This is a genomic window from Verrucomicrobium sp. BvORR106, assembly GCF_000739655.1.
Classification (GTDB): domain Bacteria; phylum Verrucomicrobiota; class Verrucomicrobiia; order Verrucomicrobiales; family Verrucomicrobiaceae; genus Verrucomicrobium.
In genome coordinates this window covers 14,287-26,284 of the sequence record NZ_BATR01000027.1, presented here as the reverse complement: position 1 = coordinate 26,284, position 11,998 = coordinate 14,287, and the positions used below count along the sequence as shown (strand labels likewise).

The 11,998-nt window shown below is 62.8% G+C and carries 9 protein-coding genes; 2 read left to right on the top strand and 7 right to left on the bottom strand.

The genetic code is table 11. The features are described 5' to 3' along the window. Positions 1–7 precede the first annotated feature (7 nt). The 6 genes from BV106_RS04680 to BV106_RS04655 form a co-directional block, all read right to left on the bottom strand. Positions 8–1,258: a sialate O-acetylesterase gene (locus tag BV106_RS04680; RefSeq protein WP_038161241.1), complete on the bottom strand. Its 1,251-nt coding sequence runs from the start codon at positions 1,256–1,258 to the stop codon at positions 8–10. A gap of 41 nt (positions 1,259–1,299) precedes the next feature. After that, positions 1,300–3,378 carry a prolyl oligopeptidase family serine peptidase gene (locus BV106_RS04675; protein ID WP_051945070.1) on the bottom strand — a complete coding sequence of 693 codons (2,079 nt, stop codon included), beginning with the start codon at positions 3,376–3,378 and terminating at the stop codon, positions 1,300–1,302. 150 nt (positions 3,379–3,528) lie between these two features. Beyond that, positions 3,529–5,004, bottom strand: coding sequence for a hypothetical protein (locus BV106_RS04670; protein WP_038161238.1), 1,476 nt, complete (start codon positions 5,002–5,004; stop codon positions 3,529–3,531). Next, the gene (locus BV106_RS04665) at positions 5,001–7,223 is read right to left on the bottom strand and encodes a c-type cytochrome (protein WP_038161235.1); all 2,223 of its coding nucleotides are present in this window, start codon (positions 7,221–7,223) and stop codon (positions 5,001–5,003) included. Before BV106_RS04665 ends, BV106_RS04670 begins: the two co-directional genes overlap by 4 nt. An 80-nt stretch (positions 7,224–7,303) precedes the next feature. Next, entirely contained in the window at positions 7,304–8,404 is a 1,101-nt protein-coding gene (locus tag BV106_RS04660; protein ID WP_038161232.1) for a sialate O-acetylesterase, read from the bottom strand. 12 nt (positions 8,405–8,416) lie between these two features. Then, complete coding sequence (locus tag BV106_RS04655; protein WP_038161229.1) at positions 8,417–9,520, bottom strand: cis-3-hydroxy-L-proline dehydratase; 1,104 nt, start codon at positions 9,518–9,520, stop codon at positions 8,417–8,419. An 89-nt stretch (positions 9,521–9,609) separates the two neighbouring features. Here BV106_RS04655 and BV106_RS38115 point away from each other — a divergent pair, with 89 nt between their 5' ends. Then, complete coding sequence (locus BV106_RS38115; RefSeq protein WP_265595341.1) at positions 9,610–10,014, top strand: PAS domain-containing protein; 405 nt, start codon at positions 9,610–9,612, stop codon at positions 10,012–10,014. A gap of 57 nt (positions 10,015–10,071) precedes the next feature. Further along, the gene (locus tag BV106_RS38110) at positions 10,072–10,347 is read left to right on the top strand and encodes a helix-turn-helix transcriptional regulator (protein ID WP_265595340.1); all 276 of its coding nucleotides are present in this window, start codon (positions 10,072–10,074) and stop codon (positions 10,345–10,347) included. 108 nt (positions 10,348–10,455) lie between these two features. On the opposite strand, the gene BV106_RS04645 is transcribed toward BV106_RS38110, so the two are convergent. Further along, complete coding sequence (locus tag BV106_RS04645) at positions 10,456–11,949, bottom strand: neutral/alkaline non-lysosomal ceramidase N-terminal domain-containing protein (RefSeq protein WP_038161225.1); 1,494 nt, start codon at positions 11,947–11,949, stop codon at positions 10,456–10,458. Positions 11,950–11,998: the final 49 nt, after the last annotated feature.

Below are 11,998 nucleotides of genomic sequence, written 5' to 3'. Positions count from 1 at the left end.
AAGTGGGTTAGCGCTTTTGCAGTTTCATCATCTGGAGCGTGGCTTCGGCAAAGGCCTTGCCCATCAGCGCGAAGGTTTTCGCGCAGCCGAAGTAGTGGTAGCCCGCGTTGGACGCGCCGCGCTGCCACAGCGCCACTTCTGCGGGGGAAATGAGGTCACTCTCAAATTTTTTCACATACTCGCGCTTCTGCTCCTCGGTCATCGCACCATCCGCGTTGGCGTGGTCTTTATGCCTCGAGTCGAGGAACTGGCGCATTTGCCGCACCTTCTCGCGCTTCTTATCAATCGCCTCCAACTCTTCCGACCAGAATGGCGCGGTCTCCACGGCGGTCACGTTGCCCGCGAACTCCGGCAGCGCTGCCGGTGCCGCCATCGCTTTGCGAAACTCTTGTGTATCCACGTCTGCATCGGGGCCGCCGACGCCCATCACTCCGATGACGAAGGGCATCTTCGGCGCACCCACATCGCGCCGCACATCGCGGATGAAATGCGCAAGCAACTCGCTGTAACGGTCGAAGCGTCCGGGCTTGCCGCGCGCGGGATAGGTGTGGCCATCCACCATGTCATTGAAGCCTTGGAGCCAGACAAACCCGGCCAGCTCGTAGCCCTGCGCCGCGTCATAGCCAGGTACAACGCGCTTCGGGTCGGCGAGAACCCTTTTCACGTGCTCGATCATGAAGCGGTAAAACACGCCGGTTTCCTTCACCTTGTCGGCCTTCCACTTTTCAAAGTCCTTTGGGATGCCGTGGCCCTCTTGTTTCGGGTAGTTCTCCTTCTGCCAGGCGCTCAACTCATACGGCCCCGCGCTCGGCGGACGGAACTCTGTGTGCAGACTCCTCCCACCCCAGGCCGTCTTGATAATGAGCACCGGTTCCGCCAGCGCCGCATCCATCGTCAGCCCGAACGTAAACTCCGGCCCGATTTTTCCTCCGTCGTTCGTGGGATTGTCACCCCGAGCTCCGAAGCCCGCCGTGAGCTTGCCCAGCCCTTCGCCATTGGCGCTGCCATCGTATCTGCCGGTGAGATACGAAATCCACACGCCCTCACACACCGTCGGCTTCCCATCTGCGCCACGCATCATTTTCAAAAGCGGCGCTGTCACCGGGTCATCGCCGATGTAGTCGAAGATTTCGATCTTCGCGTGCCCCTCCATGTTCGACTGCCCTGCGAGGATGAAGACTTTGAGCGGCTTCTTCTCCGTGGCGAAGGCGTGGCCGCAGATGATCGTGAGCGCGACGAGTGTGGGGATGAGTTTCATGTGTTGATGATTTTTTGTGGGGCGGGCGAACGAAAATGCAGCTACCTCTCCGACATCCCGAGCTGGTCGAAAAGAAAGGCGAAGACGTCGGCTTGTTGCGCGATCTTTTCGGTGAGGGCGGTGCCCATCCCGTGACCGGACGATGAGCTGAGGCGGACGAGAATGGGGTGCTCCGAAGACGTAGCAGCTTGCAGGCGGGCGGTCATTTTCCGCGAGTGCGCTGGGTTCACGCGGCCATCGGTTTCGCCGGCGAGGAAGAAGACGGCGGGATACATTGTGCCGTCCTTCACGTTGTGAAATGGCGAGTAGGCGTACAGCGCTCGGAAGTGCTCGGCGTCTTTCACGGTGCCGAATTCGGTGACGTTGAAAGCGCCGTTCGGGTCCAATTCGACGCGGAGCATGTCGTAGAGTCCGACGTGCGCGACAACGGCGCGGGCGAGCCCGGGGTGCTGGGTGAGGAATGCGCCCATAAGCAGGCCGCCATTGCTGCGGCCCTCGACAGCGAGTTTCTCCGGGCGCGTGTAGCCGCGCGTGATGAGGTGCTGCGCGCACGCAGCGAAGTCGTCAAAGACGTTCTGCTTGCGCGTGAGGTTGCCTGCGAGATGCCACTCCTCGCCGTATTCGCCGCCGCCGCGAATGTTTGCGACGACGTAGATACCACCGCGGTCGAACCACAGACGCTTCTCGAAATCGAAAACCGGCCTCATGCAGTGTCCGTACCCGCCGTAGGCGTACAGCAGCGCGGGATTGCTACCGTCGAGCTTCATGCCTTTGCGGCGCAGGATGTTCACGGGCACGCGCGTGCCGTCTTTGCTCACGGCGAATTCGCGCACGGCCTCGATGTCGCTGAAATCCACGGGCGACGTATTATAGAGCGCGGTCTTTTTCAGCACGCCGCTGGCCGGGTCGTAGCTCATCCACGCGGAAGGCGCGACGAAGCTCGTCTGGCGGAAAAGGATGCGACCCTCCGCTTCGAGCATCCCGCCGACGCCCGAAGCCTCGGTCAGCGGGAGGATGCGCTCATCCTTCCCATCGAGCGTGAACTGCCGCACCCGCGACGGCCCGCCGAGCATGTCCGCGATCAAAAGAAAGTGCGCCGTGGGCGTGATGCCCTCGATGACGGCATCGCTCTGCGGAACGACCATCACCGCGTCGCCCAGCACACCCGTTGCCGACATCCGTAGCACCTTTCCGCGCAGCGCGTCCTTCACCGAGCGCAGAAAAAGCGCGGTGCCATCGTGGCTGAACACGACCTCTTTCACGCCGTCTTCGTGCCGCGTGAGTTGCCGCCACGCCCCGCCGCCCTTCGCCTCGCAGATGTGATGCGCGAACTCCCCTCCGTCGCCATTCGCCACCGTCGCGAGCAGCCAGCGCCCATCATCGGAAGTCTCCAGCTCGATTTCCGCAATGCGCGGGAAATCGCGTCCGGCGCTGTATTCATCGGACCCGGCGGGTGTGCCGAGTTTGTGGAAATAGATTTGCTGAAAGAAGTTCAGGTCCGCCTCCTGCCTCTCGCCCTGGTGCGGATAGCGTGTGTAAAAAATGCCGCTGCTGTCTGGGGTCCACGCCGCGCTGCCGCCGCCCGTCGGATACTGCACGCGGGCGATGCGGTCAGGCAGACGCTCGCCGGTTTCCGTGCGGAAAAAATGCAGCGTGCCATCCTCGGTACCGTGCTCCGAGAGGCAGACAGCGATGAGTTTTCCATCGGGCGACGGCACGAACCAATCCATCGCGACCTGTCCCTTTGGTTCGAGTTCATTCGGGTCGAGCACGACGCGCTCCGATGCCAGATCATGCGCCGACGCCAGGGTGACGAGCAGCCGTTGCTGCTTCGGCGGCTGGAATTTCAGCGCGAAAATCTGCCCCGCTCTCGACACCAGCCCGCCGTGTGAAGGCGTGTCTTTTGCATAAAGAGCACTGAGCTTCGCCTTGATGCCCGCCCGCTCCGCGCGCCCATCCAGCCAAGCCCGCGAGAATTCGTTCTGCGCGTCCGTCCAGGCCTTCACTGCCGGCGAGCCGGTCTCCTCCAGCCAGCGATACTCATCCACGACCTTCACGCCGTGGTATTCGTCGGTGACGGTTTTCTTTTCAGTGACCAGAACGGCGGCAGCGATGGACATGGTGAGAGCGAGTGAGAAGAGCAGTAGTCGTGTCATGGTTTGCTGGCGGTGGACTCAGGTCGGGCGTCGGCCACGCACCAGGCCAGCCGTTCTTCCTCTTTCACTCCGCGCGGGCAGGAGCAAGGAGCGTGATGAGCGCGAGGATGTGCTTCACGGTTTTGGAATTTCGTTCAGCGTGTAGTAGGCGCGGTCGTGGAGCAGGGTTTCGCCGTCGCGCGACTTGAAGTCCGGGAGGTGAAAGTCGTGGACGTGGCCTTGCACGAGGCCGCGCACGCGCAGGTGCACGCTCATTGCGTCGGGAGAGACTTCGGCGGCGGTGATGGTCGGGCGCGCGTGGTCCACTTCAGGGCTGCCGTAGCCTTGCTGATAGATGTGCGTGTAGCTCTCCAGCGTGTAGCTCTCCGGGCGCGCAGCTTGCGCAGCGTCGGCGGGACGTGTGAAGCGCAGCGTGAAGCCGTCAGGCTGCGCGCGGATGTCGAGAATCTCGAATGGCGTGCGCCCGGTCCAGTCGATGCGCTGGAGCAGGTTGTCCTTCATGCCGCGCACCGGCCAACCGCGGTTCGTTCCGCCGGTGATGAGCTTGCCGTCAGGCATGAAATGCACTGAGAGCAGACCGGTGCCGAGTCCTTCGCGGAAGGGATAGCATGCGCCCTGCCATACGCCGTTCACTTTTTCCGTGGTGGCGCGCATCACGATGCTGAGCGTGTAGTCGCCGACGAAAATCTGATTGTCGAACGGCCCGAACTTTCCGCCCGCACGGCACACCTCGAAGCCGGTAATCGAGCGCCCCATTTTCTTGTAAGGAAACACCACTGCGTACGGCACGAGTTCCTTCACGCGCTTGCGCTCCACTTCCATGCGCGAGGGCGAATTCGGCATCACAGGTGCCGCGCCCATGTTCGGCGCAAAGGGATACCAGTTGAAGCTGATGGGATGCCCCATGAAGCCGCCGGGCCGCAGATGCTTCAGCGAACACGAGCCATTCCACGGCCCCTGACTCTCCGCGTAAAACATCTCGCCGCTCTCATTAGCGCCCACGCCCAGCGGGCTGCGAATTCCGCTGCAAAGAGGAATGGTTTTCCCGTCTGGTGTTATTTTCAGCGCCCAGCCGCGAAACAGCGCCTTCGAGTTGTAGGACTCGGAAAGCCCGAGCGCGACGTAGAGATTCCCCGCGTCATCAAACTTCGAGCCGCTCGCAAACTCGTGGTAATGCCCGAAGCCCCACGCATCGCTCACTGTATCGAAACGGTCCGCGTGTCCGTCGCCATTTGTATCCGCGATGCGAGTGACCTCCGTCGCGTGCGTGGCGAAGAACGCCCCGTCACGCCAAGCCAGCCCCAGTATTTCATCCAACCCGCTCGCAAACCGCTCAACGCGCGGACGCGGACGCTCATCCTCCACGCCGCTGAACAACAGAATCTCCCCGCGCCGCGTACCCACCGCCAGCCGCCCATCCGGGAGCGAAACGAAGCTGCCCGCCTCGACATAGACGCCGTCCGGCATCGGAACATCCACAAGCCGATAATACGCCGCCTCCCGCTCCGCCGTGCCCCAGGTGTCGCCGAAGTCCTCCGCCACAGCGGCGATGGGAAGCAGGCAGAGGAGGATGAGAAGGCGACGGCTCATGGCGTGGCAGTTAGGTGATATTCGATCTTCATCTCCGCGCTCCCTGGCAACAGGAGTTCCTTCGCGCTATCCGCGTCGCGGAGGAGCGGCACGGCGGGCAGACGGATGAGAAGATTTTTCCCGATGGCGAATTCGTTCGTGCCGCGCGGCTCAATGAGTTTCTCCACCGCCACGCGAAAGTACAGTCCGGGGGACGGAGCGGCAATTTTCAGAGTGCGTTCGAGGAAGATCTTTCCGGCGGCGTCGCGGCGTTCGATGAAAGCATCCTCCACGGTAAAGCCCCCGGCAACGTAGCGGAAAGTGGGGCGCTGCTGCGCGTCGAGGGTGTAGCCTTTGAAAGCGAACGGCGATTTTCCTGGCGTCGCGTCGAGCACAGGCCACGCGGCCGCCGGTGAATCCAGCACCGCGAAGGCGGGACCGGCCGGGAAATTTACCGTGTCTTTGCCGAGGATGCGTGCCTGCCCGGAGCCTTGGCCGCGCCAGAGACCGGAGGCTTCGATAAAGCCGCCGCTCCATACGCTCGCGAGGCGCATTTGCGCGGCGTCGAAGGCGAGGTTGATGCCGCCGGGGTAACCGACGCCGATGCCGCGCTTGCCGATCCCGGGAAAGGCGCGGCGCACGATGATGGCCTCGTCACGCACCTCCAGGACCAGCGGTTCCAGCACCAGCCCGGCGGGTTCGCCCGCCTCGGGGCCGCGCGCAAGGAATTGCCAGAGCGCATCGCGCTGCTGGCCGGGGTCGCCGCCGAGCACATCGGGCAGCAGGGATTTTCCATCGGGCCAAAATCCGGGCATGACCGTGAGCGGCGCAAATCGTTGCGGCTGCGCGAGGAAGTGATGGAACCAGCTCTCCTCCAGGCGCTCCGTCATGGTGGTGAGTTCCGGCCCGCCGATGGCTGCCTTCCGTCCGCGAAAAGTGTGGCAGGCGATGCAGTTGAAGCCCTTCGTGCCCGCGAGTTGGCGCCCCACGTTGTCCGGCTTCGCAGCGTGCGGCACGCGCTCGAATTTTGCGGGCAGCAGAGTGTCGATCTGCTTCAGCCATGCGACGAGCGGCTCGGTGTTCACCGTGCCGAATTTCGGCATCCGCGTGTTCAGGGAAGGCCGCACGCCCGCACCGTTGGCGACCACTTCGCGCAGCCACGGGGTCTTCAGCTTCGCGCCCACGCCTGTGAGCGTCGGCGGGATGCGGCCCTGCTCGCCGAGGCTCTCCTCGCTTCCGGTAAAGTATCCGCTGCGGGTGCTCGCCACGCCGCCCAGTTCATCGCGCTGATGGCACGCGATACAATTCAGCCGCGCGAGTGTGAGCTGCACCATCGCTGCCGGCTCCCACGCTTTTGCCTCGTCCGCGAGCGCCGCCTGCATCGCCGTACGCTGCGCGGCCGAGAGCAGGTAGTGCGGCCAAGCTCCACGCTGCTCCGACAAACAACCCTCGCCCGCGCGCACCTTGCTCAATTCAGGCAGCGCAGGTGGCGCGACCTTTTCACCCGTGCTGTGACACGCGTCGCATCGATGTTGCGTGAAGAGCACCTTCCCCCGCGCTGCGAGCGCTGCGTCGGGTTGGAAAACTTCCGTCGCAGCCTTTTGCTCGCGCAGCAAATAGTTCGCGATGTCCTCCGCCTCGAAATGCTCCAAATGACAGTCCGGCATCCGCCCGCTGGGCCGTGCCGCGAGTGGGTCTTGCAAAAATGCCGTGAGGCTCGCGAGCGTATATTTCCCCACTAACGGCCCGAGCGGCACCGAGCCGGGCAGCGACTTCTCCGGCGAGTGACACGCCACGCAGCCGACCGAGTGATACAGTTTCCGCCCGCGCTCCACCGCCTCCGCCGCAGGTAGCGCCTCCGCCAACGGTTTGCCCAGCGACGCAAGAAAATGCGCCAGCTCATTCGCCGTTCCCGCGCGCTCCTCCTCCGGCAAGTGCGCGAGCACATCCGGCATCGTCGTCCCCGGCTTCACACCCGACGGACTCGCGATAAACTGCCGGAGATGCACCCCGTTCACTCGCGCTCCAACCACCGACAAATCTGGCCCCATCTTCGCTGCAAAAGACGCCTGCTTTGTCCCGTGACAAGCCGCACAACTCAGCTCACTCACCAACACTGCGCCCGCGAGTTTCTCCACGCCCGGGTGCGTCAGCCCCCCGACGACCGGTGGCTCTGCCGCTTCCGCATGGCCGCCAGGGAGCATGAGGGTTGCCAGAAAACAGAGGATGGAATGCTTCATGGCGTTGCGAGCGGGGCGAGAAGTGCGGACGGCATGAATTCCAGGGGTGGGAGGGGCAGGATCTGTGGTTGCTGCGTAGCTCATTTTTTCTCCGCCAGCAGCTCCCCCATCGCCCAGCCGAGGCGCAGGCCGACTTCCATATATGTCTCCGCATTGCGATTGTAGTGGTAACCTTGGTTCTTCGGCGAAACGTCCGCCTCGCGCCACAGGTCGCGTGAATCCACGGCCTTCACGTTGCCGGCGAACTCGGGATGCTTCTTCGCGTCGCCGATGGCGAGCTGGGCTTCAGAGATTTGCAGGCCGAAGCCTTCGCGCCCGGTGAAGCCGCAGCCGGTGGCGAGGATGAATTTGGCGTTTGGTGCGGCGTAGTCCTTGCGCAGCGTGGGGATGAGGCGCGCGAGGTTTTGCTCATAGTGCGCCGCGTGGGCTGCGTTCTGGTCCTTGTTTCCCTGCCACCACACGAAGCCCGCGATTTCGTAGCCCTGGCCCTTGTAGCCGGGGTAAATTTTCGCGAGGTCGGCGAGCGCCTTCTTCGCGTTTGTCATGTCATCGTCGTATTGTTTTCCGGCATACCATTCGATGGGCTTGCCGGTCTTCTTATCTACCGTCGGCGGCGGCTCGGTCGCGAGTCCCTTGGCCTCGTCCATTGGCCAAGAACTCGGCATGTCCTTGTAACCGGCAAAGATCTTCGTGACCTTTGTTCCGTCGCGCTCGGTGACTTCTGCTTTGTATCGCTCGCTGCCCGGCGGCAGCAGATCCCAACCGAGGCTGCGGTTGCCGATGCAGCTTTTCAGAATGAGTGCCGGCTCGTCGAGAAGCTGGCCGATCACAAAGCCGAAGCCCAGCTCCGGTCCGATGGCGTTGCCGTTCGATGTGGCGGTGAGCGGGCCGCCCTTTTTTACCCGCGCATCGTAGTAGAAAACGTCCTTCCTCACGGTCCACTGGCCCGCATCGTCGAGCAGATAGGGATACTTCTTCTCGGTCCTCGTGAGCGTGGTGAGCGTGCCGGGTTTGTCTGCTGGCTCAATGTCGCCCATGCCGACCATGTTCGACTGCCCCATAAGGATGAAGACCTTCACCTTCTTCGTCTGATCGGCGGGTTTGTCATCGGGGCGTTCTACTTTTTGTGCAAAGGACGCGCTGCCCGTAGCAAGGATGCAAATGGCGAGGATGAGTTTCATCGTGATGGTGGGTTATTCGACGACGACAACAGCCTTCCCGAGCACGTCCATCTTCGGCGTAATGCCGAGGCCGGGCACAGTGCTGGCAGACATGAAGCCATCCACACGCTGTGGCGCACCGTCCGCCGTCGAGATGGTGACGTAGCTGTTGAAATCCGTGCTCGTGAAACGGAACTCCTCCGGCGTGCTGTGCGCGAGATGGGCGATGGCCGCCGTTGCGATGTCGCCACCCCATGAGTCTTCAAGAGTCATCGCGATGCCCATGCTCACGCAGAGGTCGCGGGCCTGGCGGATGCGCGTGAGACCGCCGAGCTTGCTGATTTTCAAATTCACCACGTCCATCGCGAGGTCGCTTTTGGCGCGGAGAAGCATCTCGAGGCCGTCTACATTTTCATCGAGCACGAAGGGGTGCGTACACTGCCGCCGCACGGCCAGGCACTCCTCGTAGGTGAGGCAAGGCTGCTCAAGATACACGTCCACATCGCGCACGGCTTTTGCCACGCGCACGGCTTCGTGCTGGACCCAGCCGGTGTTCGCATCGGCGACGAGGCGGTCGCCGGGTTGGAGCTTTTCCGCCACGGCGAAAATGCGCGCGATGTCCGTGTCCGGATCGCCGCCGACCTTGAGTTGAAAGCGCGTGTAGCCTTCGGCGCGATAGCCCGCGACCTTCGCCGCCATTTCTTCGGGCGACTCCTGCGAGATGGCCCGGTAGAGCCGCACTTTCTCCCCGAAGCGCCCGCCGAGCAACTCGCACACAGGCATTCCGGCGAACTGCCCGAGGATGTCCCAGCACGCCATGTCGACGCCGCTTTTCACATAGGGGTGGCCTTTGAGCACCGCGTCCATGCGATGATTCAGCTTCGCGAGCTGGCGCGGATCTTCGCCGAGCAAATGCGGCCCGAGTTCAAGCAGCCCAGCGCGCACGCCCTCGGCATACGCGGGCAGATAAAATGGTCCGAGCGGGCACACTTCGCCGTGGCCGACGATGCCCGCGTCCGTCTCCACACGGACGATGGTGCTGTCGAAGACCGTCACGGATTTTCCGCCCGACCATCGATAGGTCGTCTCGTGAAGCGGAAGCTCCACTCGGTAGGCGAGGATGCGGGTGATTTTCATGCGAAGGAGAAAACACTTGGCTGACTCAGGTTCGCTGGAATATTAGCCGCCGCACACTGCTTCGTCTTGGCGCGGAAAAGCACCCCCGCATGAAACTCAGCACAATCGCCGCCCTCCACGCTGCCGCACCCGGCGTGAGTATGCGGCTGCTGGAGCAACTTTTCGATCACACGCCGGACATCGCATTTTTCATCAAGGACGCGGCGGGCCGCTATCTTGTAGTGAACCGCTCCGTTGTCGAACGCCACGGCTTTCGTGACAAATCGCAGATGCTCGGACGCCGCCCGTGCGATGTGTGTCCCGGCGACTTCGGGCGCATCCCGAGCGAGCAAGATTCCTACGTGCTGCGCACCGGGCGCCCCATCATCGAGCGCCTTGAACTCCAATGGTACTCGCCGCACAAGCCCGTCTGGTGCCTTACCACGAAGCTGCCCATCTGCGACTCCACGGGTGCCGTCACCGGCATCATCGGCATTTCGAAGGATGTGCGCTAGCCCGTCGCGGCACAAGAGATTCCCGATGGCGTCGCCGCCGCACTTGCACGGTTGGAGATGGGCTATGCCGACCCCCTCACGCCCGCCGAGCTTGCCCGCATCGCGAAGCTCCCGACCGCGAGATTTGCCCGCATCATAAAGCGCATCTTCGGGATCACTCCGATCCAGCTTATTTCAAAAACGCGCATCGCCGCCGCCTCGCGCCTCCTCCGCGAAACCGAGCGCTCCATCGCCGAGATCGCGCACGAGTGCGGCTTCTATGACCATAGCGCATTCACCCGCGCCTTCCGCGCCGTGTCGAGCGTGACGCCGACGCAGTTCCGCGCAGGGTAGATGGGACGTCACAACGGAGAGGCCAGACTAAACCGCCCGCGCTACCGCGAGCGCATCAAACAGGGCCGACTCCAGATCGGTCGAGGAAATTTCGCGAGCATCAGCGGACTATGGCTTCTCTTTGTGTAGTTCGCCGAGCATCTCGACCAAGGCGTCCACCATCTTCACCGAGGCGTCGAGCTGTACCTTGTTGACGCCGATCCATGTCTCGTAGCCGCCGAGCTTGTGCTGAGCGGGTGTCGGCAGGTAGCCATGCGAGCCGTTGGCGATGGAAATGTTCATCAGAGGCCGGATCGGGCTGCGCTGCTTCAACTCCAGGCCGATCTCCGCGAACACCTCGAAGGGCATTGCTGCCACGGCCAGGTCGCCGATGCGGTGCGTCTGCACGATGACGTCGAGCGTCGGGGGCATCTCCGGCGAGGCATAAGCGAGCACCGTGCTGTAGGTGCTGTAGCGGCTGGTGCCCATGGGTTTGATCCGTTTGGCCTTGACCGACTGCGCCCACTCGACCTCCTCCTTCGTCGGGTAGCGGCGTTCGAAAGTGAGCGTTCGTTGCAGCGACGTGAGCTTCACGTGATCGTGCCATTTGAGCGTTTTGTGAGCCGCCATCACCTTGTCCGCACACAGATGCGCCACCTCGCGGGCCTTTTCGAAAGGCTCATACCGTTTCTTTGGCTGCGGCCCGCGCTTGGCCAGCTCTTCATCGGAGTAGCGCTCCAGATTGTTCACATCGCCGCTGGTGCCGTTGGCCATGATGCCGACGAACGGTGGATCCTGATGCCGGTCAGCACCGAGCAATTCACCCACGCGGTCGGCGAAGATCGCGAAATAATCCGCCGAGATCGTGTTCTCCGTCACGCCGCCGACGTAGTGCAGCCCATACGATGCCATCAACGAAATGGGTTTGCCCGAGGCCGCTCTCACCGAAAGGAAGGTGATCTGCGGATCAACAGGCCCGGCGGGCCGCAGCAGGCCTTTGTAACCGGGGTTGGTATCGACCTGCTCAATGTTGTCGTGCGCACCATAAACCGTGCGGCTACCGGGCACCAGGAACCATCGGCGGTTGAAAACTTGCGTCGGCTCCTCGGCCACGCCCCAGGCGACCTGTGCCGGTTCGAGTTGGTTGTGCGCGCGTAGCACGCCCTCGGCGATCCGGCGGGTCAGAAAGGCGCTGTAATCGTAGTAGGGCTCGCCCTCCCGCTGTTCCAGCTTCGCACAGCCCGAGGTGTGAGTGTGTGTTGCGGAGATGACGACGCACTGCGGCGGGATGCCGGTCATTTTTTCGATGATCCGCTTGGCACCTTCGGCGACCTCAGCAGAAATGTGCCGCAGGTCGCACACGACGAACGCCAGCTTGGCCTGACCGTCATCGAGCACCAGGCTCCGGGCGTGCAGCTCGTCATGGACGTGGGTCGCTGGCGGGCGACTTGTGTGAATCTTCGGGTCGGCACCAATTGCTGGCGTAATGTTGCTCGTGGCCGCGCCTGCTCGAAAAACCAGCGCACCGGGCGTCTCGGCACCGACAAGACCCAGTGATGCAAATGCCAGACACAAGTTGGTGACGATGAACAGACGTTGGGGGCGAATCTTGGGCGGCTTCATGTCTAATGCTGGGAGAAGAAGGTGATCGAGCGAGTCGTCATCAGCGCTT

Bases quoted from the DNA above. Each gene is read 5' to 3' on its own strand.
- BV106_RS04655 (WP_038161229.1), bottom strand. From the start codon at position 9,520: ATGAAAATCACCCGCATCCTCGCCTACCGAGTGGAGCTTCCGCTTCAC.
- BV106_RS04675 (WP_051945070.1), bottom strand. From the start codon at position 3,378: ATGTCCATCGCTGCCGCCGTTCTGGTCACTGAAAAGAAAACCGTCACC.
- BV106_RS38115 (WP_265595341.1), top strand. From the start codon at position 9,610: ATGAAACTCAGCACAATCGCCGCCCTCCACGCTGCCGCACCCGGCGTG.
- BV106_RS04665 (WP_038161235.1), bottom strand. From the start codon at position 7,223: ATGAAGCATTCCATCCTCTGTTTTCTGGCAACCCTCATGCTCCCTGGC.
- BV106_RS04670 (WP_038161238.1), bottom strand. From the start codon at position 5,004: ATGAGCCGTCGCCTTCTCATCCTCCTCTGCCTGCTTCCCATCGCCGCT.
- BV106_RS04645 (WP_038161225.1), bottom strand. From the start codon at position 11,949: ATGAAGCCGCCCAAGATTCGCCCCCAACGTCTGTTCATCGTCACCAAC.
- BV106_RS04680 (WP_038161241.1), bottom strand. From the start codon at position 1,258: ATGAAACTCATCCCCACACTCGTCGCGCTCACGATCATCTGCGGCCAC.
- BV106_RS04660 (WP_038161232.1), bottom strand. From the start codon at position 8,404: ATGAAACTCATCCTCGCCATTTGCATCCTTGCTACGGGCAGCGCGTCC.
- BV106_RS38110 (WP_265595340.1), top strand. From the start codon at position 10,072: ATGGGCTATGCCGACCCCCTCACGCCCGCCGAGCTTGCCCGCATCGCG.